24 protein-coding genes are annotated in these 26606 nt (G+C 73.6%); 14 read left to right on the forward strand and 10 right to left on the reverse strand.

The window, feature by feature from the left end; genetic code table 11:
* Position 1: 1 nt before the first annotated feature.
* The 5 genes from RB614_RS28680 to RB614_RS28700 are packed head-to-tail and all read left to right on the forward strand — an operon-like array spanning position 2 to position 4818.
* Positions 2 to 967: an ABC transporter permease gene (locus tag RB614_RS28680; RefSeq protein ID WP_308715783.1), complete on the forward strand. Its 966-nt coding sequence runs from the start codon at positions 2 to 4 to the stop codon at positions 965 to 967.
* On the forward strand, positions 964 to 1815 hold the full coding sequence (locus RB614_RS28685) for an ABC transporter permease (RefSeq protein ID WP_308715784.1): 852 nt from the start codon (positions 964 to 966) through the stop codon (positions 1813 to 1815). Before RB614_RS28680 ends, RB614_RS28685 begins: the two co-directional genes overlap by 4 nt.
* Positions 1816 to 1818: 3 nt before the next feature.
* On the forward strand, positions 1819 to 2976 hold the full coding sequence (locus tag RB614_RS28690; protein WP_308715785.1) for a M24 family metallopeptidase: 1158 nt from the start codon (positions 1819 to 1821) through the stop codon (positions 2974 to 2976).
* A gap of 1 nt (position 2977) precedes the next feature.
* Entirely contained in the window at positions 2978 to 3826 is an 849-nt protein-coding gene (locus RB614_RS28695; protein WP_308715786.1) for an alpha/beta fold hydrolase, read from the forward strand.
* Positions 3823 to 4818 (forward strand): Lrp/AsnC family transcriptional regulator, encoded by a 996-nt coding sequence (locus RB614_RS28700; RefSeq protein ID WP_308715787.1) that lies wholly within the window; start codon positions 3823 to 3825, stop codon positions 4816 to 4818. The genes RB614_RS28695 and RB614_RS28700 overlap by 4 nt, the downstream gene beginning before the upstream one ends.
* A gap of 34 nt (positions 4819 to 4852) precedes the next feature.
* Here RB614_RS28700 and RB614_RS28705 read toward each other — a convergent pair whose 3' ends face one another.
* Positions 4853 to 5116, reverse strand: coding sequence for a hypothetical protein (locus RB614_RS28705; protein ID WP_308715788.1), 264 nt, complete (start codon positions 5114 to 5116; stop codon positions 4853 to 4855).
* Positions 5113 to 6192, reverse strand: a complete 1080-nt coding sequence (locus RB614_RS28710) for a hypothetical protein (RefSeq protein ID WP_308715789.1) — start codon at positions 6190 to 6192, stop codon at positions 5113 to 5115. The genes RB614_RS28705 and RB614_RS28710 overlap by 4 nt, the downstream gene beginning before the upstream one ends.
* 161 nt (positions 6193 to 6353) lie before the next feature.
* Between RB614_RS28710 and RB614_RS28715 the strand changes: the two genes are divergently transcribed.
* Genes RB614_RS28715 through RB614_RS28725 form a run of 3 tightly spaced genes read left to right on the forward strand, consistent with a single transcriptional unit; the run spans position 6354 to position 9245 of the window.
* On the forward strand, positions 6354 to 7478 hold the full coding sequence (locus tag RB614_RS28715) for a sensor histidine kinase (protein WP_308715790.1): 1125 nt from the start codon (positions 6354 to 6356) through the stop codon (positions 7476 to 7478).
* Positions 7471 to 8604, forward strand: coding sequence for a hypothetical protein (locus RB614_RS28720; RefSeq protein ID WP_308715791.1), 1134 nt, complete (start codon positions 7471 to 7473; stop codon positions 8602 to 8604). Before RB614_RS28715 ends, RB614_RS28720 begins: the two co-directional genes overlap by 8 nt.
* Positions 8577 to 9245, forward strand: a complete 669-nt coding sequence (locus RB614_RS28725) for a response regulator (protein ID WP_308715792.1) — start codon at positions 8577 to 8579, stop codon at positions 9243 to 9245. The genes RB614_RS28720 and RB614_RS28725 overlap by 28 nt, the downstream gene beginning before the upstream one ends.
* A gap of 6 nt (positions 9246 to 9251) precedes the next feature.
* On the opposite strand, the gene RB614_RS28730 is transcribed toward RB614_RS28725, so the two are convergent.
* Positions 9252 to 10565 (reverse strand): hemolysin family protein, encoded by a 1314-nt coding sequence (locus tag RB614_RS28730; protein WP_308715793.1) that lies wholly within the window; start codon positions 10563 to 10565, stop codon positions 9252 to 9254.
* 161 nt (positions 10566 to 10726) lie between these two features.
* On the opposite strand from RB614_RS28730, the gene RB614_RS28735 reads away from it, so the two are divergent.
* The 3 genes from RB614_RS28735 (at position 10727) to RB614_RS28745 (ending at position 13779) form a co-directional block, all read left to right on the forward strand.
* Positions 10727 to 11902 (forward strand): AI-2E family transporter, encoded by a 1176-nt coding sequence (locus RB614_RS28735; RefSeq protein ID WP_308715794.1) that lies wholly within the window; start codon positions 10727 to 10729, stop codon positions 11900 to 11902.
* Between the two features lie 118 nt (positions 11903 to 12020).
* A complete protein-coding gene (locus tag RB614_RS28740; protein WP_308715795.1) occupies positions 12021 to 13001 on the forward strand; it encodes a calcium/sodium antiporter in 981 nt (326 codons plus the stop codon).
* A 496-nt stretch (positions 13002 to 13497) separates the two neighbouring features.
* The gene (locus RB614_RS28745) at positions 13498 to 13779 is read left to right on the forward strand and encodes an adhesin (protein ID WP_308715796.1); all 282 of its coding nucleotides are present in this window, start codon (positions 13498 to 13500) and stop codon (positions 13777 to 13779) included.
* Between the two features lie 105 nt (positions 13780 to 13884).
* Here RB614_RS28745 and RB614_RS28750 read toward each other — a convergent pair whose 3' ends face one another.
* Positions 13885 to 14256: an STAS domain-containing protein gene (locus RB614_RS28750; RefSeq protein WP_308715797.1), complete on the reverse strand. Its 372-nt coding sequence runs from the start codon at positions 14254 to 14256 to the stop codon at positions 13885 to 13887.
* Between the two features lie 678 nt (positions 14257 to 14934).
* Between RB614_RS28750 and RB614_RS28755 the strand changes: the two genes are divergently transcribed.
* Positions 14935 to 15258 carry a hypothetical protein gene (locus RB614_RS28755; RefSeq protein ID WP_308715798.1) on the forward strand — a complete coding sequence of 108 codons (324 nt, stop codon included), beginning with the start codon at positions 14935 to 14937 and terminating at the stop codon, positions 15256 to 15258.
* 355 nt (positions 15259 to 15613) lie between these two features.
* On the forward strand, positions 15614 to 16414 hold the full coding sequence (locus tag RB614_RS28760; protein WP_308715799.1) for a helix-turn-helix transcriptional regulator: 801 nt from the start codon (positions 15614 to 15616) through the stop codon (positions 16412 to 16414).
* A gap of 33 nt (positions 16415 to 16447) precedes the next feature.
* Here the strand turns inward: RB614_RS28760 and RB614_RS28765 are convergent, their stop codons facing one another.
* The 4 genes from RB614_RS28765 to RB614_RS28780 form a co-directional block, all read right to left on the reverse strand.
* Positions 16448 to 17104, reverse strand: coding sequence for a lysophospholipid acyltransferase family protein (locus RB614_RS28765; protein WP_308715800.1), 657 nt, complete (start codon positions 17102 to 17104; stop codon positions 16448 to 16450).
* Positions 17101 to 17679 (reverse strand): TetR/AcrR family transcriptional regulator, encoded by a 579-nt coding sequence (locus RB614_RS28770; protein ID WP_308715801.1) that lies wholly within the window; start codon positions 17677 to 17679, stop codon positions 17101 to 17103. Before RB614_RS28770 ends, RB614_RS28765 begins: the two co-directional genes overlap by 4 nt.
* A gap of 60 nt (positions 17680 to 17739) precedes the next feature.
* On the reverse strand, positions 17740 to 18708 hold the full coding sequence (locus RB614_RS28775) for an MBL fold metallo-hydrolase (protein ID WP_308715802.1): 969 nt from the start codon (positions 18706 to 18708) through the stop codon (positions 17740 to 17742).
* A 286-nt stretch (positions 18709 to 18994) separates the two neighbouring features.
* A complete protein-coding gene (locus RB614_RS28780) occupies positions 18995 to 19429 on the reverse strand; it encodes a hypothetical protein (protein WP_308715803.1) in 435 nt (144 codons plus the stop codon).
* 661 nt (positions 19430 to 20090) lie between these two features.
* Here RB614_RS28780 and RB614_RS28785 point away from each other — a divergent pair.
* Positions 20091 to 20723, forward strand: a complete 633-nt coding sequence (locus RB614_RS28785) for a dihydrofolate reductase family protein (RefSeq protein WP_308715804.1) — start codon at positions 20091 to 20093, stop codon at positions 20721 to 20723.
* An 82-nt stretch (positions 20724 to 20805) separates the two neighbouring features.
* On the opposite strand, the gene RB614_RS28790 is transcribed toward RB614_RS28785, so the two are convergent.
* Entirely contained in the window at positions 20806 to 25059 is a 4254-nt protein-coding gene (locus RB614_RS28790; protein ID WP_308715805.1) for a hypothetical protein, read from the reverse strand.
* A gap of 172 nt (positions 25060 to 25231) precedes the next feature.
* Positions 25232 to 26470, reverse strand: coding sequence for a hypothetical protein (locus RB614_RS28795; RefSeq protein ID WP_308715806.1), 1239 nt, complete (start codon positions 26468 to 26470; stop codon positions 25232 to 25234).
* Positions 26471 to 26606 lie beyond the last annotated feature (136 nt).

Raw genomic sequence — 26606 nt, forward strand, 5'->3', positions numbered from 1 at the left:
GGTGGGCGGCAGCGCTCGGTTCCTGGTCCGCCGCCTGCTGCGCGGGCTGCTGACCCTGTGGTTCGCGGCGACGGTGACGTTCCTGCTGCTGCGGTTGCTGCCCGGCGACCCGGCACTGGCGGTCGCCGACCCGGCGATGACCGAGGAGCTCTACGCCGACCTGCTGCGCGACTACGGCCTGGACAAGTCGCTGCCGGTGCAGTACTGGCACTTCCTGGCCCAGCTCGCCCAGGGCAACCTCGGGGTCTCGTTCCGGCAGAACCAGCCGGTGCTGGACATCCTGCTCGAACGGCTGCCCTGGACGCTGCTGCTGGCCGGGTCGGCGCTGCTGGTCACGGTGGCGGTGGGCATCCCGCTCGGGGTGCTCGCCGCCACCCGGGCCAAGGGCTGGCTGGACCGGCTCGTCCAGGTCGGCGGGGTCACCGGCCAGTCGCTGTTCGTGCCGAGCGTCGGTGTGCTGCTGCTGTACCTGTTCGGGGTCCGGTTCGGGCTGCTGCCGATCGGCGGCGCGATGGACGACGACGTCACCGGCCTGACCGCCTGGGCCAGTATCGGCCGGCACCTCGTGCTGCCCTGCCTGTCGCTGGTGCTGGTGCAGCTCGGCTCGTACGTGCTGACCCTGCGCAGCACGCTGATCGAGGCGCTCGGCGAGGACTACTGCCGGCTGGCCCGCGCCAAGGGCCTGCCCAACCGGCGGGTGGTGTGGCGGCACGCGCTGCGCAACGCCCTGCTGCCCACCACCACGCTCGTCGGGCTGCAGCTCGGGTTCCTGGTCGGCGGCGCGGTGCTCACCGAGTCGATCTACGCGTACCCGGGCGTCGGCCGGGCCGTCTACGACGCGGTGGCGCAGCTCGACTTCCCGGTGCTGCAGGGGGCGTTCATCATGCTCGCGTTCACGGTGATCGTGGCCAACCTGGTCACCGACATCGCGTACGGCGTGCTCGACCCGCGGGTGCGCGCGTCGTGACGGTGACCCGCGCGCACGAGTCGCCGGGGCGGCTGACCTGGCAGGCGTTCCGGCGCAACCCGCTCGGCCCGTCCGCGGTGGCGGTGCTGCTGCTGATGGGCGTGGTCGCGCTCTGCGCGCCGCTGATCGCCGACTACCCGAGCGGGTACGGCGAGCAGGTGCTCGCCCCGCCCGGCGGCGGGCACTGGTTCGGCACCGACGACCTGGGGCGGGACGTCTTCGCCCAGGTGGTCTGGGGCACCCGGGTCAGCATCGTCGTCGGGCTGGCGGCCAGCGCGCTGGCCATCGTCGCCGGCGTGGTGGTCGGCGTCGCGGCCGCCTACTTCCGGCGGGCCGACGCCGCGCTCGGCGTGGTCGTGGACCTGTCCCTGTCGCTGCCGGTGCTGCCGCTGATGATCCTCGTCGCCGCGCTGGCCGGGCCGAGCGTACCCACGCTGGTCGTGGTCATCGCCGCGTTCAGCTGGCCGGAGGTGGCCCGGGTGGTGCGCTCGCAGGGGCTCGCGGTCGTGCCGATGCCGTACGTCTCCGCCTCGCACGCGCTCGGCGGCTCGCACCTGTGGATCATCCGCCGGCACGTGCTGCCGGGCGTCGCGCCGGTGGTCGCCGTCTCGGTCGTGCTGACCACCTCGCGCGCGGTGCTCGCCGAGGCGGGGCTGTCGTTCCTCGGCCTCGGCGACCCGGACAGCTGGTCGTGGGGGACGATCCTGCACAACGCCCAGCGCTCCGGGTCGCTGGCGACGGCGTGGTGGACCACGCTCTTTCCGTCCCTGGCCATCCTGCTGCTGGTCGTCTCCGCCACGCTCGTCGCGGTGGCCTACAACGACGCCAGCGACCCGCGCACGAGGTGACCGATGCGACTGGCCCCCGCCTTCCACACCGAGCTCCACAGTAGACTCCGCGCCGACCTCGACGCGGCCGGCCTGGACGCGCTCGTGCTCGACGACCCGCTCGACGTGGCGTACGTGACCGGTTTCGCGCACTTCCCGAACGAGCGCCCGGTCGTCGCCTACGTGCCCCGGGAGGGCGAGGTGCTGCTGCTCGTCCCCGACCTGGAGCGCGAGTACGCCGCCGACCAGCGGGCCAGCGCCACCCTGGTCGTCTACCCCGAGTTTCCCGGCGAACGGTCACCCTTCGCGGTGCTCCGCGACGCCGTCGGGACCCGGCCGCACCGCGCGGCGCACGCGCCGTCGACGTCCTTTTCCCGGGTACGGGAGCTCGCCGTCACCTTCGAGGGTGCGGAGTGGACGGTCAGCGACCTGGTCGCCGGGCACCGGATGCGCAAGACGCCGGAGGAGATCGCGCTGCACGTCGAGGCGGCCCGGATCGCCGACGCGATGGTGGCCGAGGGTGCCCGCCTGGTCGCCACCGCCACCGGCGAGCTGCCCACCGAGGCGGAGCTGGCCGCGCACGTGACCCGGTTCGGCGCCGACCTGATGCACGCCGAGCACGAGGACGTGGTCGTCGTGCCGATGCTCACCGGCGGCCTGGTCTACAGTGGAGCGAACTCGGCCCAGCCGCACCGGCTCCCCGGCGGCGACCGGCTGCGCCGCGGCGAGCCGTTCATGCTGTCGCTGGGCTGCGCGGTCGGCGGGCGGTTCGTGGAGAGCGAGCGGACGTTCCTGCTCGGCGAGCCCACCCGTGCGCAGCGCCACTACTACACGGTCGTGCGCGAGGCGCAGGAGGTCGGCACCGAGGCGCTGCGCCCCGGCGTCCGCTGCGTCGACGCCAACCGCGCCTGCCTCGACGTGATCCGCCGGGCCGGGCTCGCCCGGTACCTGCGGCACCGGCAGGGGCACGGGATCGGGCTCGGCTTCCACGAGCCGCCCTGGGTGGCCGACGGCGACGAGACCGTGCTCGCGCCCGGCATGGTGCTCTCCAGCGAGCCCGGCCTGTACGTCCCGGGACACGCCGGATACCGCATCTCGGACACCGTGCTGGTGACCGCGGGCGGGCCGCGGCGGCTGACCGGGTACCCGCGCGACCTGTCCGACATCGTGATCGGAGCCTGAGATGGACGTCGAGATCAACGGAAACCGGCTCAACGTGGAGGTGCTCGGCGACGCCCCGGGCAAGCCCACGATGATCGTCCACCATGGAGCTCCGGGCCTGGGCTCGATGGCGGAGCCGCGCGCCTCGTTCGGGCCGTTCGCGGACGCCTACCGGGTGGTGGTCTTCGACGCCCGCGGCAGCGGCGCCAGCGAGGGCCGGGGTCCGTTCACGCACGAGCAGTGGGCCTGCGACGTGGACGGGCTGCGCGCCTGGCTCGGCGCCGAACGGATCGTCATGGCCGGCGGGTCGTACGGCGGCTTCGTCGCGATGGAGTACGCGATCCGCTACCCGCGGCGGGTGGCCGCGCTCGTGCTGCGGGACACCGCCGCCGACAGCTCCAACCAGGACGCCGCGCTGCGCAACGCGCTCTCCTCGGCGCGGGTGCGGGTCGACCGGGACAAGCTCGACCGCATCATGTCCGGTACCGTCCGGGACGACGCCGACCTGCGCGACTGCTGGGCCGAGATCCTCCCGCTCTACGACCACGACCTCGACTGGGACAAGGTCCGCGAGCGTGTGGCGTCCACACCGTACCGGTACGAGACACACAACTACGCGTTCGCGGTCAACCAGCCGGGCTACGACATCAAGGCCGACCTGCCCCGCATCACCTGCCCCACGCTGGTGACCGTCGGCCGGCACGACTGGATCACGCCGGTGGAGTGCGGCGAGGCGATCGCGTCGCTGATCCCCGGCGCCCAGCTCGTCGTGTTCGAGAAGTCCGGACACTCCCCGCAGCTGGAGGAGGCGGAGCTGTTCCAGTCGACGGTCCGGCGGTTCCTCGCGAACGTGGGGCCTGTTACGGCATGATGCCGGTGGACATGTACGCGCACCTCGACTCGACCGACCGGCGCATCGTCGCCGCGCTCCAGGTCAACGGACGGGCCAGCTGGACCGACATCGCCCAGCTCGCCGGCGTCTCGGTCAACACCGTGGCGCGCCGGGGCCAGCAGCTGTTCGCCGCCGGCCTCATCCGGGTCGCCGCCGTGCCCCTGCCCGGCGCCACCGACGTGCTGATCACCCGGATCCAGTGCGCGGCGGGCACCCAGCTCAGCACCGCGCAGGCCCTCGCCGCGATGCCCGAGGTGCGGTTCGTCGCGCTGGTGACCGGCGCCTACGACCTGGTCGCCGAGCTCGTCGTGCCCAAGGGCGCCGGCCTGCACCCCATCCTGCTCGACGGCGTGCAGGCGATCGCGGGGGTGCGCAGCAGCGTGGCCGACCTGGAGCTGCACCTGTACAAGTCCACTCACGAGTGGAGCCGCCACCTGCTGCCGGACGCCAGCCAGCTCGGCCCGCCGCCGGCGGTGCACGACTGCGCGCCGGACCACATCGACGCGATGGGCGAGCAGATCGTCGACGTCCTGCGGGAGGACGGGCGGGCCAGCTTCCAGGCCGTCTCCTCGCGGCTCGGGGTCAGCGAGAGCACCGTCCGGCGCCGCTTCGAGGCCCTGCACGGCACCGGCTGCGTACAGGTGATCACCCTGGTACCGGCGGCGGCGCTCGGCTTCGAGGCGGAGGTCCTCTTCTGGCTGTCGGTGGCACCGGCCCGCCTGGACGCGGTCGCCCGCGAGCTCGCCGAGCTCCCCGGCGTACGGTTCGTGGCCGCCACCCTGGGCCAGCAGTCGCTGATGTGCGAGGTCATCCTCCCCACCCACCAGGACCTCTTCCAGTTCACCACCCACACCCTGGCCGGCATCGACGGCATCCAGTCCTGGACCGCCAACGTCGAGCTGCTGACCGTCAAGCGCGGCTTCGTCGTCACTCCGTGGGCCGCCCGCCAGCTGGCCCCGCAGCCGTCCTGACCCCGCGCCGCGGGTCGGCCGGCGGGCCGCTGACTCATCGCGACGGCCGGCGTTCCCGCTCGCGGAGCGCGTCGCGCCAGCGGGTCAGGCCGTGGAAGTGCGGGCTCAGCACGGCGTCGTACGCCTCCGAGCGGGCCGCCTCGCGGAGCGTGACGTGGCCGGCCAGGACGTCGGCGGCGAACCGGCGCAGCTGCGGGTCCGGCGCCTCCTGCGCCATCCGGCGCAGGCCGTCCAGCAGCTTCCGGGCGGCCTCCCGGTCGCCGCCGGTCATCGACACGAGCTCCTCGTACGCGGTCATGTGACTCCCGGGTGGTCGTACGGGTGGTCGGGCATCGGCAGGGACTTGAGGCCGCCCAGGTCGGTCATCCCCAGCACCACGCCGGCGATGGCCGAGAGCGCGCTGCCCGCGTTCTGGATGATGCCGGTCGCCTCGTGGATGAGGCGGGTGATGCGGACCACCTGGCTGCCGGCCAGGGTGCCGCCGGCCCAGGCGCCGATCCCGGTCCAGCCGAACAGGGTGCCGAGGCCGGCGCCGATCCCGCCGAGCATCGCCGCGTCGGTGATCCCGGTGATCACGCCGGCGGCCTGGTTGGCGAAGAGCCAGTTGCCCCGGGCCGCCTCCTTGTACTGCCCGGACAGCTCCCGCAGCGCCGCCTGCGCCGCCGCGCACGCGGCCGCGACCTCGGTGAAGTAGGCCAGGGCGCTGCTGGCCGCGTTGCCGCTCCAGTGCCGGGCCACCTCGTCCCGGGCGTACCGGAGGTTGTCGCCCACGGCGCCGATGCAGTCGCCCAGCTTCCCCGCCGCGATGCCGAACCGGGCCAGGGCCCGCCAGTCCCCGGTGAACTGCTTGGTGATCCAGCCGATCACGTCGAAGCCGAAGGTCTCCTTGAGCAGCCAGTTCAGCCAGGACGCCGGGCTGACCAGCTCGAAGACCTGGAGCGGGTCGACGTACCCGTCGCCGATGCTGGCCTCCGGCTCGCCCGGGTCGGTCAGGTGTACCCGCGGTTCGCTCCACGCCGACGCCGGCGAGTACGGGTCCGGCGCCTCCGGCCGCAGCGGTGTGTACAGCTGCGGCGCCCCGTCGAAGGTGCCGTCCATCGCGATCGCCGACTCGACGTCGGTGTGGACGTAGTAGTGCTCGGCGAAGCGCAGCTCGAAGGCGGACTTGTCGAGCAGGTACTCCAGGTGCCGCAGCGCGTCGTCGACCTCGGCGGCCGCGTTCTCGTGGGCGGAGCGGAGCAGGCCGATCAGCCCGTCCTCCAGCCAGCTGAAGTCCGCGTAGTCGCGGATGTACCGCCGGCCCGCCGCCACGTCCAGCCCGAGGCCGTGGACACGCGACGCGAACGTGGCGAGCGCGGCGGCGTCGACCTGCATCGGATCTCCTCGCCTGCGGGGACACGGCCTCCGCGACGGTATCGGCGGCGCCGCGGGCGTGGTGTCAGGCGAACACCCCACACTCCGTTCACGTCCGCGACGGCATCCGGGGTTAGGGTGCAGCCAACCGGGTCCGGTGGGCGGAGGGCGGTGGAGCGGGCGTGAGCGGCGCGGGCGGCGAGTCCGTGGCGTTGCTGTCCCGGTACGGGCGCCACCTGGCCGCCGGGGTCCGGATCGCGGTCTTCGGCCCGGTCGCGGTCGTCGGGCTGGTCCGGGCGACCGGCGAGCACGCGGCACCGACCGCGGTCGTGGTCGCCGGGGTCGGCGCCTGGAGCGCGGTGTACGTGTGGTGGCTGCTGCGCCGCACCGGCCTCTGGGCGACCGCCGTCGACGTCGCCGTGCTGGTGCTGGTCTGCCTGAGCATCTTCTGGACCGACGCCGCCGCGCAGAGCAACGTGGGGTGGATCCGGCTGCTGGTGAGCTTCGCCTGTCTGGCGTACCAGTGGTATACGCCGCTGGCCTACGGCGTGACGGCCACCGGGGTGGCCGCCGGGACGCTGCTGGCCGTCGTGGTGGTCACCGAGCCGGCCAGCGACGTGGTCAACGCGGCGGTCTGGGTGCTCGCCATCGCGGCGCTGTCCCGCACCGCGTGGACGCTCGTCATGCGCGGCGCCCGGAGCGCGGACCGGCTGGCCGTGGAGGCGGAGCGGGCGCGTACGGCGCGGCGGGTCGCCGAGGCGGTCCGGGCCGACGAGCGCGACCTGGTCAACGCGCTGCACGACACGGCCGCCACCACGCTGCTGATGGTCGGCAGCGGCCAGGTCCGGCCCGGGGACGGCTGGCTGCCGACGCGGGCCCGGCGCGACCTGGACATGCTGCGCGCGTACGGCCAGCAGGCACCGGCCGAGGCCGACCTGGTACGGCTGCTGCGGGCGGAGGTGGAGGCGGTCAGCCAGCTCCCGGTGCGGTTCGCCGGGCCGCCGGACCTGCCGGTGCCGTACCGGGTGGCGCGGGCGGTCGCGGACGCCGCGCGGGAGGCGCTGAACAACGTCGTCCGGCACGCCGGCGCCGGCCAGATCCAGGTGCGGCTGAGCGGTGACCCGGGCGACCTGCGGGTGGAGGTCGTCGACGACGGCCGGGGCTTCGCGCCGGACCGGGTACCGGCGACGCGGCGGGGGCTGCGCGACTGCGTCCACGGCCGGCTGGCGGCGGTCGGCGGCGCCGCGCGGGTGGCCTCCCGGCCGGGCGCGGGCACCACCGTTTCCCTGGAGTGGCGCGATGGCTGACGACCCCCGGATCGCCATCGAGCGGGCCACCCGGGCCCAGCTGACGTCCCGGCTGCGGGTGGGGATCCTGGCCACGGCGTCCGCGGGGCTGACGCTGCTGTGCCTGCCCAACATCGTCCGCGGCTGGGAGCACTACCAACCCGCCTGGGTACAGCTGGTGTCGTTCACGATGCTCGCCGGCGTGCTCGGCGTCGAGGCCGCCCTGGTCGTGCGCGGCCGGCTCTGGCCGGCCGCGTGGCGGTGGCCGGCGGTGGGCGTCGTGGTCCTCGCCGCGGTCCTCTCCTACTCGGCGCTCCCCCACGGCCACGCCGCGTCCGCCGGCGACTGGGTCTTCGGCGAGGCGACCTGGGTCGGGCTGGTGGTGCTGCTGAGCCGCCCGCTCCGGGTCCACCTGGCCTTCCTCGGCCTGCACTGGGGCGTCGCGCTGGCCAACATGCTGCTCACCACCGACGTCGACCGGACGACGGTGCTGCGGTTCGCGACCGGGTCGATCGGCGTCATCGGGTACCCACTGTGCATGGCGGTGACCGCCGCCGCCTTCCGCGGGATCGCCCGGTCGGCGGCGGCCGCGAAGTGGGAGACCGAGCAGGTCGCCGCCGCCGAGGCGGCCGCGGCCGAGTCGCACCGGCGCCGGCAGCAACGCTTCGCGGACCTGGACCTGAGCACGATGCCGCTGCTGGAGGGGCTGGCCAGCGGGCGGCTGGACCCGGCCGACCCGGCCGTACGGCGGGAGTGCGCCGTCGAGGCGGCCCGGATGCGGCGGCTCTTCGCCGAGGTCGACGTCGTGCCCAACCGGCTGCTGCACGAGCTGCGGCACTGCGCGGAGGTCGCCGACCGCAAGGGCGTACTCGTGGAGCTGGACGCCCGCGGCCAGTGGCCGGACCTGCCGCTGCCGGTCCGGCGCGACCTCACCGAGGCCCCGCTGACCGTGCTGGCCACGGCCGCCTCGTGGGCCCGGGTGACCGTGGTCGGCGGCCCCGACCTGGTCAGCGTCAACGTGCTGGCCGACTGCGGCCCGCTGGACCTGCCGCGACCGGCCGCGCCCGGCGTGCGGCTGGAGGCGTTCGGTACCGGGGAGCGGCTGTGGGTGGAGGTGCGGTGGCAGGCGACCACATCACCGCGGTGATCGTCGACGACCACGCGGCGATCGCGGCGGGCGTGCGGTACTGGTGCGAGCGGGCGGAGCCGCCGATCGAGCTGATCGACGCGCGGGCCAGGATGGCGAACGTCTGGACCGGGCCGGGCGCGCTCGCCGACGTGGTGATCTTCGACCTGGAGCTGGTGCCCGGCAACCCGGCCTTCGGCGAGCTGCGGCGGCTGGTCGACGAGGGGCGGCGGGTGGTCGTCTACTCCCAGCACGCGGAGAGCGGCACGGTGCTGAAGTGCGTCAACCTCGGCGCGCTGGCGTACCTGACGAAGACCGAGGGGCCCGAGCATCTGGTACCGGCGATCCAGGCGGCCGCGGCCGGCCGGGCGTACACCGGGCCGTCGCTCGGCGGTGTGCTGGTCGCCGACGACGATCCCAACCGCCCCCGGCTCTCCCAGCGCGAGGTGGAGGTGCTCCGCGCCTGGTTCGCGTCCTCCTCGAAGGAGCTGGTCGCCGCCAAGCTCAAGATCAGCGTGAAGACGGTCGACACGCACATCGAACGGGTCCGGGTGAAGTACGCCAACGTCGGCCGGGCCGCCCGTACCAAGAGCGAGCTGGTCACCCGCGCCCTCCACGACGGGCTGATCACCCTCGCCGACCTCGGCGACTCGGCGTCCTGAGCCGGGTCACCGGCGGCCGCTGTCGACCGCCTCCCCGGTCTCGTCCGGGGCGGCGGGCAGCGGCCGGAGCCGGACCCGGGTGATGGCGCGGCCGCTGATCTCGACCACCTCGGCCGTGTACCCGCTCAGCGCGACGACCTCGCCGGGGGCGGTGGGGATGTGGCCGAGCCGGCTGAGCACCAGGCCGGCGACGGTCGTGTAGTCGCCGCTGTCCTCGCCCTCGGGCCGGTCGACGCCGATGTCGGGCAGGTCGTGGATCGGGTAGCCGCCGGCCAGCAGCAGCGAGCCGTCCTGCTCGCGGACGACCGCCTGCACGTCCCGGTCGGTCTCGTCGTAGATCTCGCCGACGATCTCCTCGACCAGGTCCTCCATGGTCACGATCCCGTCGGTCGCGCCGCGCTCGTTGACCACCAGCGCGAACTGCTGCCGCTGCTGGCGCATCTGCCGGATCGCGTCGGTCACCCGCAGGCTGTCCGGCATGAACAGCGCGGGGTGGGCCTGCTCGGCCACCGTCCCGGACGGGCCCAGCAGGTCGCGCAGGTGTACCACGCCGACCACGTCGTCCAGGCCGGCGAACCCGACCACCGGCGCCCGGGAGTGCCCCGAGGCGGTCAGCTCCCGCACGGCCCGCTGCACCGGCGTGCCGGCCGGCAGCGTGAACACGTCCCGGCGCGGTACCAGCACCTCGCGCAGGATCCGCTCCGCCACCTCGAACGCGCCACTGATGATCAACCGCTGGTCCGGGGAGATGCCGCGCTGCGCGGCGACCATGTCCCGCAGCTCCTCGGTGGTGACCTCCTCGCGGCCCGCCTCCGGGTCGGCCCCGGCCAGCCGCACGACGAGGTTGGTGGCCCGGCCCAGCAGCCACACCACCGGCCGGGAGAGCGCGGACAGGGCGTCCAGCGGGCGGGCGGCCAGCAGCGCCCACCCCTCGGCGCGCTGCATCGCGATCCGCTTCGGCGCCAGCTCACCCAGGACCAGGGTGATGAAGCTCAGCACGACCGTGACCAGCACGATCGCCACCGGCCGGGCGGCCGAGCCGAGGAAGCCCAGCGGGCCGAGCAGCGGCTGCGCCAGCGACACCGCCGCGGCGGCCGAGGCGAGGAACCCGGCGAGCGTGATGCCGATCTGGATGGTGGCCAGGAACCGGTTGGGGTCGCGGGCCAGGCGGGCCAGCACCCGGCCGCCGCGGGAGGTGCGCTCCAGCCGCCGGATCTGCGACTCGCGCAGCGACACCAGCGCCATCTCGCTGCCGGCGAAGGCCGCGTTGACCAGTACCAGGACAAGGACGAGCGCCACCTGTAGCCAGTAGCCGTCCACGACGCCCGCATCCTCTCGCCCGGCGGACCGGGGGGAACCTTCACGGTAGCCAGTTACCCGCCCGGTCACCAGCGCGGCGCGTCCCCACGGCGGGTGTGCGGGTTCACTACTGTGCGACCAGCGGCAGACTGCCGCCACGCCATCGCGGAGGTGACCCCAGGGTGTCCGAGCAGGTCCCGACGATCGCACCCGATCCCGACCAGACCCGGGCCGCGGAGCCGGTCCCCGCGCCCCGGCCGGCCGAGCCCGACCCGCCACCCGCGGCGGACGCCGAAAGCGAAAACGAGAGTCGCTTCGGCAAGCCCGGTGCGCCGCTGTCCCGTTCCCCGTTCGTGATCGGTTTCACCGCCGGCCTGGGCCTGTTGCTGGCCTACGTCCTGTTTCTGCTCGTCCAGGACGCCGCCTCCATCCTCATCCTGATCTTCATCGCGCTGTTCCTCGCCGTCGGCCTCAACCCCGCGGTGGTACGGCTGCAACGCTGGGGGCTGCCGCGCGGCCTGGCGGTGGCCGGCGTCGGCCTAGGCGTGCTGATCCTGCTCGCCGCGGGGCTGCTCGCCCTGGTACCGCCCATCGTCACGCAAACCGGCGCATTGGTCGAAAACCTCCCGGACTACATCGACGAGATGCGGCGCAGCGAGACCTTGCGCGACCTCAACGACCAGTACCAGATCATCGACCGGCTCCAGTCCGCCGCCACCGCGTCGAACATGACCAAGGCCGCGGGCGGGGTGCTCGGCGGCGCCCAGGTCGTCTTCGGCGCGCTCTTCAACGTCCTCACCGTCGTCGTGCTGACCATCTACTTCCTGGCCGCCTTCGACCGGCTCCGGCTCGGCGCGTACAAGCTCGTCCCCGCCTCCCGCCGCGTCCGGGTGCAGGCGATCGGCGACGAGATCCTGGCCAAGGTCGGCGCGTTCATGGCCGGAGCCCTCGCCATCGCGCTCATCGCCGGCGTGTCGACCTGGGTGTTCCTCATGATCGTCGGCGTCACGTACCCGTTCGCGCTCGCCGTCGTGGTCGCGGTCTGCGACCTGATCCCCCAGGTCGGCGCCACCCTGGGCGCCGTCGTGGTCAGCGCGGTCGGCTTCGCCACCAGCGGGGTGAGCGTCGGCATCGCCTGCGTCGTCTTCTTCGTCGTGTACCAGCAGGTGGAGAACTTCGTCATCTACCCCAAGGTGATGCGCCGCGCGGTCAAGGTCAGCGACCTCGCCGCGATCCTCGCCGCCCTGCTCGGCATCGCCCTGCTCGGCGTCGTCGGCGCCCTCATCGCGATCCCCGCGGTCGCGGCCGTCCAGCTCGTCGTCCGCGAGGTGGTGCTGCCCCGCCAGGAACGCGGCTGACCGGCGGACCCCGCCCGTCGCGGCGGCGGCCGCTCGACCGGCTGCGGTACCGTGACCGTCTGGTGTGCCGGGAAGCCTGGTCGGCGATGTCGCCGCACATCGAGCCGGGGAGCCCGCCTTGCCTGTTCAGATCCTGCTCGCCGTCGCCGGCCTGGCGTTGCTCACCGTCGCCGCCGACCACCTCGTGCTGGGCTCGTCCCGGCTGGCGCGACGGCTGCGGATCAGCCCGGTCGTGGTCGGGGTGGTCGTCATCGGCTTCGGCACCTCGGCGCCGGAGCTTCTCGTGTCCGGTGTGGCGGCGGCGCGCGGCGACACCGGGATCGCGGTGGGCAACATCGTCGGCTCCAACATCCTCAACCTCACCCTGATCCTCGGCGTGGCGGCGCTGATCGCCCCGGTGGCGGTCACCTCCGAGGTACTCCGCCGCGAGGTGCCGCTCGCCGTCGGCGCGGTGGCCGCCTTCGCGTTGCTGGCCTGGGCCGGGCTCGGCTGGGTCACCGGCACCGTGCTCGCCGCCGCGACGCTCGGCGCGCTGGCGCTGCTGGTGCGCTGGGCCCGCCAGACCCCCGGCAACCAGGAGCTCGCCGCGGACGTGGCCGAGTTCACCGAGGCACCGGCCGCCCTGGACGTACCGACGCCGCCCCGGCGCCTGCCCGAGTGGTTCGAACCCGTCCGCGCGGTGGTCGGCCTGGCCGGCGTACTGGCGGGGGCCCAGCTGCTGGTCGCCAACGCCTCCGCGATCGCCGCCGACCTCGGCGTCTCGCAGGTGCTCATCGGCTTCACGGTCGTCGCGGTCGGCACCTCCCTGCCGGAGCTCGTCACCGCCGTACAGGCCCAGCGGCACGACGAGTCGGAGCTGCTGGTCGGAAACCTCTTCGGCAGCAACCTGTTCAACAGCCTCGCCGCCGGCTCGGTCGTCGGGTTCGCCTCCGGCGCGGCCGAGTCGGCCACGGTCGGCGTCTCCCTGCTCGTGGCGATGCTCCTCATTGGAGGGTTCGCCTGGGCCCTGCTGCGCCGCGGCCTGACCCTGACCCGCGTCGAAGGCGCCGTGCTGCTGGGCGCCTACGCCCTGACGCTGCCGATGCTGCTCTCCGGCTGAGCCCGGCGTCTCACGACCGATGCCGACGAGGTGATCGCCGAGGCCCACCGCGCGGAGTGGAGCCGGGTGGTCGCGAGCGGGTGGCCGCCGTCGTCGACGACGCGTTGGCCTGGTGGGTCGGACCGGCGTCCTGGCGGTTTGTCATGGGACTGTCACACGACTGCGGAGCTACCGCCATACCGCGAAAAGAGGCTGGACGCGCTCCAGATCGTGACGTCCAGCCCGCGGAGGTTCCACGTGAGTACCCCAGCCCTGGCCGAAACGCCGCCACGGCTGGCGCGATGACGATGGCGCCCTCGAGCCCTCACCCCGCCCCTTCCCATCCCCCACCGGGCGGGGTGAGGCAGGCGCCGCGACCGTCCACCGCCGCCCGGGGCCGCGCCCGGCTGGGCTGGGCCGGACGCGCCAGCGCGTCGACGGCCCCGTCCGCGCATCCCGCCGCGCCCGCGCGGACGGCAGCACCCGAACCGACAGAAAGGCAAGGAGTTCCGCACGAATGCTCACCCTCACCGACAACGCGATCGGCCTCATCCGCCGGCTCACCGACCGGCCCGGGGTACCCAACCAGGCCGGCCTGCGCATAGCGTCCGGATCAGCCGCGGGCGCGCTCACCGTCGGGGTCGTCAGCGGCCCACTCGACGGCGACCACGTGCTCGACTCCTTCGGCGCGCGGCTGTTTCTCGACGCGGAGGCCGTCCGCGCCTTGGACGACAAGGCGCTCGACGCGGCCGTCCGGGACGGCACGGTCACCTTCACCGTGACCGACCAGCCCGAGTGACGACTCGTACGGCACCATCCGCCGGTCACGCGCCCGCGCGTGACCGGCGGCACCAATGACCGGCTGACAGGACGATCGCCGGCGGCTTGTCGCGGACCGGTGTCGTCACGGCGCGCTCCTGATCGGCTCCGTCGTCACCCCGGGGCTCGGCACCTCCTCGGGCACCACGTGCAGCACCTGCTCCACCCGAGCGATCCGCAGGATCCGCCGCAGCCGCGCAGAGGGCGCCCGCAGCGTGAGGTCCGCGCCGGCCCGCAGCAGCTGGCGGTGCACGTCGAGGAGAAGAGCGACGCCGGCCGCGTCGATCCCGACGCAGCGGGCCATGTCCACCACCAGCCGGTCCGGGCTCAGCCGCACCGCCGTGTCCAGCGCCGCCCGCACCGGGGCCAGGCAGGTGAGGTCCAGGGGGCCGGCCACGTAGATCTCCACGACCGGCACCGACACCGGTCCGGCACCCGGTCGCGCAACCGCACTCACCCCGCGCCCCCTCCACCTCGGCCGTACCGGACCAGCCTGGTCGGGCCGTGTGGAGCTGCCTTCGCGGAACCATGACAGTCCCGTGACAACCAGCTACGACGCCGTCCCGTCCGGCGCGGCCGACCCGGCCGTTGGCCTCCGCGGGGAGCCGGTAGCCGTCCAGTGGTCCGTGCGCCCGGGAACCCTTCACCACCGCGCCGCCGGCGGGCGGACGGATGTGTGTGCGGGAAGCTCTCGAGCTGCCCCGTCTGCGCTCCCCTCGGGTGGGCTTGCGTCGCGGAGCCGGCAGCGGAGGCCGGGGAACTCGGCGAGCGCCAGCTCGCCGACGGCCGCAGCGGTGCCCGCGGGAAAGCACCCCACGAAACGCTCCGCTGCGCTCCACGTTTCCCCGGGGACCCCGCGCATGCGGCCCACAGCTGAGGCGGACCGGGGCAAATCGCGTCTGAAGAAACGCTGCGACGCGCCCGACGCTGGTTTCGAAGCGGATCTAGAACGTTTATGGCTCCATATCCGCCCTAAACGTTCTAGATCGTTGGCCGATATTTCTGCGCTGGTCGGCGTGGGTGGTGTATCGATCCCGGCACATCAGCCACGCCGGCGGGGGCTCAGGACGACCGCCGGTGGTGTCCGATGCCGAGTTGGTCTGTTTGGCGGTGGCCCAGGTTTTGCCGCGTTTGCATGACGAGCGGCACTGGCTGCGGGCCGCGGCCGGGCGGGTGGGGCATCTGTTCCCGCGTCTGCTGTCGGGACCTGTATCTGCTCCGGCCGGCCTACCGCAACGAACGCCGGACCTGGCCGTTTCCTGGCTGGCTACGCCAACACGTCGAGGCGATCTTCTGGACGTTGAGAGGTCAACTCGGCCTGCAGGCCCGACCCGGCCGGGTCCCGGCCAGCCTCTGGACCCGCATCGTGCAACGCCTCCTGGACCTCAACGCGCTCATCTGGCACAACTGGACCATCGGCACACCGATCAAACGCTCATTGATCGCCTACGATCCCTGACCCACGCCGACCAGCACCGAAATACCGGCCAACGATCTAGAGCCGAGGCGGGCCGGGGCAAATCCGTCTTGACGAAACGCTGAACCCCTTGCGAGGCCCCAGCCCGACACGCGAACCGGCCGGCACGGGTGCGCCGTGTCCCACGTCTGTGATCGAAGCTCCTTTCAAGTCGTTCTAACGACTTGAAAGGAGCTTCGATCACCAGCCCAAGCTCAATGTGCGGCGGGCGCTACGACGAGGCGCTGGACGGCGTGCCGGAAGTGGCTTGAGCGTGCGGAAAGCGGCTCGTGCCGGGCGCCGGCCGCACCTAACGTCGCCATCATGCCGCCTGCCCGCCGGCCGCGAGGAGAGACAGATGACGGTGACAGCTTCGGACCAGGCGGGCGCCGGCCTGGTGTCGGCGGCGGCGGAGTTGATCCCCCTGCTGCGCGCCAACGCCCGGCGGTGCGAGCAGGAGCGCCGGCTCGTGGAGGAGAACCTCGCCGCGCTGGCCGGCGCCGGAGTGTTCCGGATGACCGCGCCCCGGCGGTACGGCGGCCTGGAGCTCATGCTCACCATCGGCAAGCCGAGGCTGGAGCGGTACCTGCGCAACCTGCTGAACGAGCCGCTGAGCCGCCCGCTGCACTTCGAGGCCGGCGTCGACCTGGACGGCGGCGGTCAGGGCATCGTCGCCGCGGTGCTGACGCTGCGCCGCGCGCTGGAGCGCTGCGGCAAGGGCGGGCCGCCGCCGGTGCTCGCCGCCGAGATCGAGCACGGCATCCTCACCGCGCTGCTGCTCGGCCACCGGCACACCTACACCGACGCCGTCTTCTCGGCGCAGGCGCGCCCCTCGCCGCGGGTGGTCCGCCGGGTCGTCGAGCTGATCGACTCGGCCCCGGACACGGCGTACACGGTGGCCGACCTGGCCACGGTCGCCGGGGTGAGTGAGCGGTCGCTGCACGCCGCGTTCCGCCGGCAGGTGGGCATGGCGCCGATGTCCTACGTACGGCGCCGGCGGCTCGAACTGGCGCACGAGGAGCTGCTCCGGCTCGACCCGTCCGCGGGCGTCAAGGTCACCGACGTGGCGCTGCGCTACGGGTTCCTGCACACCGGCCGGTTCGCCGCCGCCTACCGCAAGCGTTTCGGCGAGGCACCCTCGGCCACCCTGCGCCGCTGACGGCTCCGCCGCCGTGCGCCACCGGCCGCACGGTCACGCCCGGGCGTAGCGCGGCACGTACTCCTGGCCGCTGAGCGACTGGATGGTGGCCATCAGGGTGTCGGTGAGCCGGCGGATGTCCGCCGGCCTGTCGATGTCGGCGAAGACGGCCGCGCCGAACTCCACGCTGATCGGCTGCCGTCGGGGGAAGCGGGCGCCGGGCGGGCGGAGCCGGTCCGTGCCGCGGATGCCGACCGGGATGATCGGGACGCCGGCCTTGTGGGCGAGGCGGACCACGCCGGTGCGGCCACGGTACAGGCGGCCGTCGGGCGAGCGGGTGCCCTCGGGGAAGACGGCGACCAGGCCGCCGGAGCGAAGGACCGGCGCGGCGGCGTCGAACGCCGTGAGGGCGGCCCGGCCACCGCCACGCTCGACCGGGATGGCGCCCAGGGCCGTGACGACGTGCCGGGTGAGGTGACCGCGTGTGCCCCGGGAGCGGAAGTACTCGGCTTTGGCCCAGAAGGCGATGTGGCGGGGCGTCAGGATCCCGAGGAACAACTGGTCGGCGACCGACAGGTGGTTGGCGGCCAGGATCGCGCCGCCGCTGGCCGGCAGTTGGTCGAGGCCGGTGACGCTGGGCCGCCAGGCATGCCGGAGGTACCGGCCGACGGTGTGCTGGGCGAGCGCGTACAGCGGCGGGGTGCGCGTCATGCGGGCGGTCCGAGGTGGGCGGCGAGGGCGGCGTCGAGCAGCGGGGCCGGATCGGAGATGCCGGTCGCGAGGGTCAGGCTGCGCCAGGTCCAGAGCTGGGCGATGCCGTGCAGGTTGGCCCAGAGCGCCGCGGCGACGACCGGCGCCGGCGGCTCGGGCTCGGGCCGGGCCCGCGCGACCAGGTCGGCGAGGAGCCGGAAGAGCGGCAGGCTGGCCTCGCGCAGCCCCAGGTGGCCGCTCTCCAGCAGGTCGTGGCGGAACATCAGCTCGAACCGGCCGCGGCGGCTGACGGCGAAGTCCAGGTAGACCCGGGCGAGCACCGCGAGCCGGGCACGCGGATCGCCGGGCGCCTCGGCCAGGGCCGCGCCCGCCCGCTCGCTGAGATCCGCGAAACCCTCGCGGGCGATGGCGGACAGCAGCTCCAGGTGCGTGGGGAAGTAGCGGCGCGGCGCCCCGTGCGAGACGCCGGCGCACCGGGCGATCTCACGCAGCGAGACCGCGGACGGGCCGTCCCGGTCGAGCAGCTCGCCGCCGACCCGGACGAGGCGAGCGCGCAAGCCTTCGTCGGCTTCCATAGACACTGTCTACCACCCGGCCGTAGACAACGTCTACGGCCGGCGCGCCGGCGTTGCCCTCTACCGCTGTCCGGCCGCGGGCGGTGGCGGGACCGGCCGGTAGATCGTCGCGACGTCGCTGGTGTCCGCGGTGAGCGTGCCGCGGGCGACGAGCAGGTCGAGGTGCGCCTTGGACTCGAGCGTGGCGAGCCCCGCGTTGAACCCGTCCAGCTCGTCGAAGTGCCGCTCGCGCCGGGTCCAGGTCACGGCCCGGGCGACGTCCAGAGCGGTCGCTCCGGAGGGTGAGACCGCCGCCAGGCAGAGCGCCAAGCGGTGGTCGTGGTGCGCGAGCAGCTCGTCCACCCGCTCGTGCGAGCGGCGGTCGGCGGCGCCGTGGGCGGGCGCGAGCCGCAGGTCCGGCAGGTCGCGGACGCGCAGCAGCGAGCTCAGGAAGTCGCCGAGCGGCAGCATCCCCTGGACCGGCTCGAATCCGATGGACGGCGTGATGGTGGGCAGCACGTGGTCGCCGGCGAAGAGCACCCCGGCCGCACGGTCGACGAAGACGAAGTGCCCGCGGGTGTGTCCCGGTGTCGCCACCGCCTCGAGCGTGCGCGTGCCGACCTGGATCCGCTGGTCGTCGTCGAGCCACTGGTCCGGCAGCGTCCAATGGGTAAGGTCGCGCTCGGCCCCTTCGCTCGCGGCGCGCCACCGGTCGGCCAGCTCGTCGGCACCGGCCCGGCGCAGCTGCGACTCCGTGGAACGCTCGGCGCGGTCCGGGTCTCGGATGAGCTCGAGCGCGGGCCGCTCACCGCGGCCGAGGCTCACCGCCGCCGTACCGAACTCCGAGCGGATGGCGGCGGCCTGCGTGTAGTGGTCCCGGTGGACGTGAGTGACGAGGAACGACGTGATGTCGCGCGGATGGTGGCCGATCTTGCGCAGTGAGTCTTCGAGCTGCTTGCGCGACGCCTCGACGGCCCAACCGCCGTCGACGAGCGTCAGGCCGTCCTCGGTCTCGATCACATAGACGTTGACCGCCTTGAGCCCATCCATGGGAAGCGGCAGCGGAATCCGGTGTACCCCTTCAGCCAGGGCATATGCCCCTGGCTCGGTCCAATCCCGATGATCGCCCATCTTTAGGATCATGCCGTGCGCCGCACGGTCCCGTCCAAGTGAATCGCACCACTGGGTGATGGCCCGCCCGGCGTCCCTTCAGCGAAGGCGACGTTCCCTCGCCCTCGGCGAAGCCAGCGTTCCCCCGGCGGAGGCGGGGTCCCTTTGAGCGGAGCCGGCGTTTCCCCGGCGGAGGCGGCGTGCCCTCAGCGGAGCCGGCGTGCCCTCAGCGGAGGCGGAGGTAGGCGCGCTCGGCGGGCAGCAGCGGCAGCACCGCGAGCGCCGCGCCGGTGCCGCCGTAGACCACATGCAGCAAGGACCATCCCGGCAGGTAGATCAGCTCCAGCGCGATCCACGCCACCTGGCCGAGCCCCAGCGCGATCGTGGCGGACCACGACCAGTGCCGCCCGGTCCATCGAACCGCCCGGTCCAGCCACGGCCAGCCCCGCCCGGTCGCCATGCCGTACGCGGTGACGAGCGAGCCCACGCCGAAGCCGATCCCGAGGACCAGACCGGGTATCAGCCAACTGTCGATCAACGGCAGGCGGTCGAGCCAGTCGGCGGGGAAGGAACCCGCGATCCACCCGCCCAGCGTCAGGTCGACGCCGCTCGGCAGCGCGCTGATCCCGAGGAACACCAGCAAGACGACCGTCGCCAGCACGGACCTTGGTCTGTGCCCCGCCACCCCGATAACCGTCGCCCTGCCGCTCACGCTCTCAGCATCCGTGCCAGCGGGCCGCGCGGCCAGGGCACTCATGCCCGCCGGCCAGGGACCATCAGGCCGAATGTCGCCCTGGAGAGCCTTCGGAGTCGGGGTGATGGACAGTGATCGAAGCTCCCCTCAAGTCGCTAGAACGACTTCAGGGGAGCTTCGATCACAGACGTGGGGAAGGTGGCGCCCCAAAACGGGTCGGCGCGCGGCGATCGTGGTATTCCAGTGCCCCTCCCAGGGCACCTGGATACCACGATCTCGACCACCCCGTCCGGTGATATCGCGGCCCAGAGGCCGGGCGGCCTCGAAGGCGAAAGCAGCCTGCCGCCGACCGGGTGAATGGGTAATGTCCGGGACGTCGCCCATCGAGGCCGACCTCCACCCGCCGGAGTTGGACTGGTGCCGCTGCCGGCGGGTGCCGGTGCGGAGCTGGACGCCGCGGCCCTAGCGGCCGTGGTCGGATCACCACCGTGCGGTGGGACTCCGACCGACCACCGGCACTGCTCGGTTTCAACGACACCGGTCATCTGTAGCGGTAAGGGACCGATGAGATCGCGGCCGGGGTCCGGTCTGACCGAACGACGACGCGAGCGCGAAAGGGCCGGCGACCATGAAACTGACGACCGTCACGAACGTCTCTCTCGACGGAGTGACGCAGGGGCATCGACGGATCGAAGCCGAGACACAGGCCGAAGCCGATGCGGGCGGCGCGGGATTCGAGCGCTTCGGATGGGCGCCGCCGCTACTCGACGACGAGGCATCCACGTTTATCGGCCAGGCCTTCCAGCGCGCCGACGCGTTCCTTTTCGGCCGGCGCACCTACGAGATCTTCGCCGGCTCCTGGGGAGCGGGCATGGATCCGGCGAACCCCGTGGCGCAGGCATTGAACACGCGACCCAAGTACGTCGCCTCGACCTCGCTCACCGATCCGCGATGGGCGAACACGACCGTCCTTTCGGGAGACGTCGCCGCCGCGATCGGCGAACTGCGCGCCGAGCCGGGCGGTGAGCTCCAGGTGTGGGGCAGCGGCACGTTGATCCGCTGGCTGCTGCACCACCGGATGGTCGACCGGATCGTCCTGCTCACGTATCCCGTGGTCGTCGGCCAGGGCACACGCCTCTTCCCCACCACCGGCCCGGACATCGGACTGGAGCTGGTCGACCTGCGCTCCACGCCGAAGGGGATAACGATCCAGACGTACCGCACCACGGGTCGCCCGCGGTACCGGACGGCCACGACCTGAAGCACCCGGCCGTGTCTGCTGACCCCCAGAGGGAGACTGGGTGGGCGTGTACGGCGCACGCCCACCCAGGTAGCCGGTGGTGCTAGGAGGCGGGTGGGTAGGAGCCGGTGACCACCGTGGTCTGGCCCGGCGTGAGGGTGACCGTCTGCGAGGGCGGAGTGGTGCGACCCGGCACCGCGCCGAAGCTCACCTGCACCTCGCCCGCCGGCAGGTACGTCCAGACGCCCCAGCCGTCGTACGCGACGCCGTTCACGAAGATCTGCGCCGGGCCCGGCGCGTCGGTGCTCACCTGGAGCACCGCGGCCGGGGTGAACGCCACCTCGACGGTCGTGGTGAGCGCACCGGTGACCGTGACCGTCCGGCAGGCCGGCGTGATGTACCCCGGCACGTCGGTGAAGCAGACCTCGTGCTGGCCGGGTGCGATCCGCATCCAGTCCAGGCCCCAGGTGGCGCGCGGCTTGCCGTCGACCACCACGGTCGTGGCGACCGGGTTGGCGGTCTGCGCGACCCGGAGCATGCCGGTCGGTCCACTGTAGGCGGACGCGTCCGGGTTGGCGGTGTAGCTGCCGGTGACGGCGTACGTGACGCCGGGGTCGAAGGTCCGGGTCTGGCAGGCCGGCGGGTTGAACCCGGCCACCGCGCTCCAGCAGATGACCCGCTGCCCGGGGGCGACCCGGGCGTTGACCGTGCCGGTGGTGCCGTCGTTGACCGGTACGCCGTCGACCGTGACCGTCACCGGCGCGTTGCCGATCGTGCCGCTGTTCCAGCGCGCGCTGATGCCGGACGTCGGGGTGAGCGCCATGTCGAGCGTCGCGCCGGCGGTCTGGCTGATCGTGACGTTCTGGCAGGCCGGGGCGGTGTACCCGCTCGGTGCCTGGACGCAGACCCGGTGCTGGCCGTCGGGGAGCGCCAGCCCGTCGAGGCCGCCGGTGTCCCGGGCCACGCCGTCGACGGTGACGGTCGCCCCGGCGCCGGCCGGCTGCGTGTACACCACCAGGTGCCCGGGTCGCGGGCCGCCGGTGAGGGTGAACATCTTGCCGAACGAGCGGCCGCGGCCGTCCGCGTCGCCGGCGTCGGTGAGCAGCTCGATCTGGGCACCGGCGACCATCGGGCTGGGCACCGACGGGACGGTCTCCCAGGTGCCGTCGACGTTCTCGTCCGGCAGCAACTGGTCGAGCACCGGCTTGCTGTTGGGCCGGCCGTTCCAGGTGTAGAGGGCCCACGACGTGTTGCCGTTGCCGGGGCCGGCGGAGATGACGTAGTCGTCGTCCGCGTTCTTGCGGATGTCGCGGATCGACCGGCCGCCCAGGTCCAGGAAGATCGGGGCGCCGAACTCGGCCTGCGCGTCCTCGCCGGTCATGTACGTGTCGATGTTGGTCACCGGCACGATCACCGCGTGCGGCTTGCCGTTCTTCACGTACGTGGGTGCGCGGAACGCGAGGTACAGGGTGGACGTCGAGCTCGGCCCGGCCTCCACGCCCTCGATGTTGAACCCGTCGGGCGGGTTGGGGATCACGCCGACCCGGGAGCCGGCGACGAAGCCGAGCGCGTCGGCGCCGAGGCCGTGGCCGTTGCCGGCGTCCCAGGCGAGCAGCTGCGCCTTCAGCGTCTCGGTGCCGCCGACGCGGGTGAGCTGGATGTTCGCGCCGGTGCCGGTCACCCGTACCACGTCGAAGCGGGCCCGCTCGGGCTCCGAGCCGCCGCCCTTGTCGTTGCCGTGCGAGGCGAACAGGTAGATGAGGTCACCGACCTTGGCGAGACCCTCGTAGTCGTACTCGCCGCCGCCGATGCCGGGAATGTCGATCGTGCGGTACGCCGAGCCGGGCCCGGTGACGTCCGCCGGCTTCTGCCGCTTCCAGAGCCGCGGCGCGTTCTCCTCGTCGGTGACGCCGAGCAGGTACCCGTCGCCGACGTCCACCGCGGAGGAGACGTCGTCCACGCCGTAGTAGAAGAAGATCGACGTGTCGGCCACGGCCGGCTCGGCCGTGTACGTGGCCGTGGTCGTGGTCGTGTTCCCCTGCGGGTCGCTGACCCGGATCGTCAGCTGCGAGCCGCCCGCGACCAGCGGGGCGAAGAAGAGCCGCCGGTACGCGCCGGTGCCGTCGACCGTGATGCCCGCGTCCGGCAGCACCGCCTGGTTCGACGAGGTCACCGTGAGGGTCAGCTGGGTGGCCGGCGTGTCCCGGTCGTTCAGCGAGATGCCCAGCGTGGGGTTGCGCGGGTTGAGCGCGGTGCCGACCACCTGCGTCGAGGAGGCCAGGATCGACGGCCGCGCGCTCGGCTGCCCGCTCGCCGCGGGCCAGCCGCCGACCGGCGGGAACGACACGCCGCGCAGCACCGTGCCCGGCGTCGCGGTGGCCATCGTGACCGGGGCCGCGATGGCCGGGGCCGCGGTGCGATCGGCGGTGTCGACGAGCTTCACCAGGCGGGAACCGTCGGCCGGGGTGGCGTAGAGCTCGACGCCGCCGAGCACGGTCTGGGCGGCGAGGTGCGCGTAGGCGGTGCCGGCCGGGAACGAGCCGACGCTCGTCCAGGCGCCGTCCACCAGCGCGTACTTGGCCAGCGTGCCCTGCGGGTTGGAGAAGTAGAGGAGGTCCGGGCCGGCGACCTCGTCGTCCGCGTCGAGCAGCGCGAAGTCGTTCTGGTACGTGATGTTCGGCACCACCGCCGTGCGGGTGTCGGCGGCGGTCGGCAGCCCGGAGTCGTACCGGTAGACCGCCGTGCTGCCGCCGAACTGGTTGCCGCCGGCGTAGAGCACACCGTCCACGATGGCCATCGAGGTCGGGGCGAAGCCCTCCACCTGGGTCGAGGTGGAGGCGCCGTGCGGAGCGTAGCGGAGGCTGGTGGCCGTGCCGGAGGTCCAGTACGCCGAGCCGTCCGCGGTCACCACCTCGTAGGGGACGCCGCTCGCGGCCGCGTACGCGTCGGGGAGCACGGTGTTGGCGACCTGCGCCTGGCCGTCGATCCGGACGACCACGGTGGGCGCCGCGGCCTTGGGCCCGACCGGGTTGCCGTTGCCGGCGAGCGTGACGTACCGGCCGTCGGCCGAGCGCCGCAGGCCGCCCGCCGTGTTGTTGTTGGAGGGCAGCGTGAACGCCGGACCCGACTCGCCGGCGGTACCCGGCAGCTGGATCTGGCCGCGGTAGGCGTTGTTGCCGGTGGCGTACCGCTGGATCGCGACGGACGCGGACTGGTTCGCGGTGCTGGCGCCGTTCACCTCGACGACGGCGACCTCGGTCGACGGCGCGGGGCGGGCGGGCTTGGGGTTCCAGCCGTCCGGCGCGAAGTCGACGCCGCGGAACGTCCTGGTCCCCTCGGCGGTCTTGAGCACCTGCTCCTCGTACACGGGGAGCGCCCCGGAGGCGGCGTTGTCGACCACCCGGACCAGCTGGTTGCCGGCGCCGGAGCCGCGGACCACGAAGAGCTCGGCCTTCCCGTCGACGACCCGGGCGGTGAACGAGTCGATGTCGCCGAGCTGGCGGGTCTGGCCCTGGCCGGTCCAGCGGGTGCCGTCGAAGCTCAGCTTCATGATGCCGCCGTCGGTGACGTAGGCGGTGTCCAGGCCGGGCACGTCGGGGTTGACGTCGAGGAGCGTGAAGTCGCCCATCCCCGAGCCGAAGTACCCCGGGATCTCGCTGCCGAAGACCGCGGTGTACGGCGCCGGGGCGGCCGGGATGCCGTCGCCGACCTTCGCGATGCCGTACGGGCTGACCCAGGTCGTCGCGACGTACAGGTCGCCGTCGAGGATCCTGGCCGTGGTGCCGGTCCGCATCAGCGAGCTGGTCCACGCCTCGGGGTCGTTGCCGCCGAGCCGCACCCGGACGATGGCGGAGTTGTCCTGGCTGTCCTTGCCCTGGCCGCTGGCGAAGAACGTCTGGCCGTCCGGGCTGACCACCGAGTTCGGGAACTCGCGGTTGAACGAGTCGCCGAGCGTCGTGGTGGTGTCGATGCCGCCGCGCGCGTCGACCCGGGCCACCGAGTGGTTGCCGGGGTCGGAGCCGGTGCCCGGCTCGCGGTTCCAGCCGGCGACCGTGAGGTAGCGGCCGTCCGCGCTGCGGTTCAGGTGCCCCGCGTTCGGTTCGCCGGCGTCGAGGGTGAGCGGGTGGTGGTTCGCCTGGGCCGTGGCCGGCAGCGGCACCGGGTTCTTGGTGCTCGGCGTGCCGTCCGTGGTGGCGGTGACCAGCGAGACCGCCCCGAACGTGGTGGCCGTGTCGGTCTCCACGAGCACGAGGTCGGCCAGCGGGCCGGCGGCCGCGGCGGACCCCGGTGCCACGAGGACCACTGTGGACAACGCGAGCGTGGTCGCCAGCGCGGCGACCACGGGTCTGAATCTCATCGATGGATGCGGATGCACAAGCGACTCTCTTTCCGGAAGGGGAGGACGGAGGCGGGCCGCGTCGTCGCGAAGAGATACCGCCCGGTTCGCACGTTTTCAGCCAGCGGTTAACCCGCCTGACATGATCAGCGAACGACCGACGAACAGTCGGATCTTGGTTCTTCCGCCCGCCTTAACGACGGATGGCGGGACCGGTCACCCGCACCGGGACCAGCGCGAACACCCCATCGCTGTGCGCGAATCCGGCGGCGCCCACCCGCTCGTGCACCCAGTACGAGAGCCGCAGCTCCCCCGGTCCGGCCGCGGCTTCGCTCGCCGGGCGCCCCGGGTGGCCGGCGCCATCCGGCCTCGTCGCTGCGCTCCTCGGAGCGGAGCCCGCCGGCCCCGGGGCGAGCCGGCAGGTGGCGCGCAGCGTCGCCCGCCCGTGCGGCGGCAGCGTGGCGTCGACGGGGGTGCAGGAGATCCGGGAGGCGCGCCACGGCTCGGCGGCGTCCGCGGGCGCCAGTACCGGCAGCAGGCGCGCGGTGACCCGCTCGGCGGAGAGGTTCGCCACGGTGACCGCGAGGGTGCGGCGCGTCCCGCCGGCCCAGGTGGCCGGGGGCCACCCGGTGGCGACCATGAGGTGCCCGGCGGGCAGGGCGGTACGGGCCAGGCGCTGGTCGAGGTCCACGCGCACCGCGGCGGCGCCGGTGAGCTGGTCGAGCAGCGCGGTGCCGGCGCGCACCTCGACGGTGGGGCGGTACGCGCCCGGCCAGACCGCGACGTTCTCCGCGACGGCCACCTCCGCGGTACCGCCCGGCGGCACGGTGACCGTCCGGGGTGGCGCCCAGCGGGTGGTGGACGTGGGCCGCGCGCCGGTGGAGTCGGTGAGCCCGACACCGACCGTCACGGTCCGTGGCGCGGCGGTGGTGTTGCGCAGGCGCACGGTACCGGTGAGGGCCGCCGGGCTGCGGTGCCCGGTGGTGATCGCCGCGCTCGCGACGGCCACGTCCCGGGGCGCCCGTGCCCGCAGCTCGGCCGGGTCGGTGCCGCGCAGGTCGAGCGGGCCGGACCAGCGGTCGGCCTCGGCCACCGCGCCGCGCACCCGCTCGTGCAGCCACACCGCGAGCCGGTACTGGCCGGGCGGCACGTCCAGCGGCTGGCGGATGGCGACCGGGTTGTCCCCCTCGGCGGGTGGCCGGGCGCTGCCGGAGACCGTCTCCGAGACGTACGCGGCGCGCCGCTCGCCGGCCGGGACGAGCTCGAACCAGACGTAGTACCGCTGCGCCCGCGCGCCCGCCGGGGTGACCGAGGTCTGCACGGTCAGCGTCGAGCCGCTGACCGCGGCGGTCACCGCGCCGAGGCGCAGTCCGGCGGCGGGAGCCCGGCCGGAGACGGCGGCGCCGATCGCGAGCGACGCGACGAGCGACACCGCGAACAGCCAGAGCGCCTTGACCCCCGGGGCTGGCGACCGCCGCCGCGAGGAGGGCGGCGCAAGCCGGCCCGCCGGGGCACCAGCGAGCGAAGCGAGCGCAACCAACACAGCCGCGGGGGCTGGTCGCGGTGCC

The sequence above is a fragment of the Phytohabitans maris genome (assembly GCF_031085175.1).
Lineage (GTDB): Bacteria > Actinomycetota > Actinomycetes > Mycobacteriales > Micromonosporaceae > Phytohabitans > Phytohabitans maris.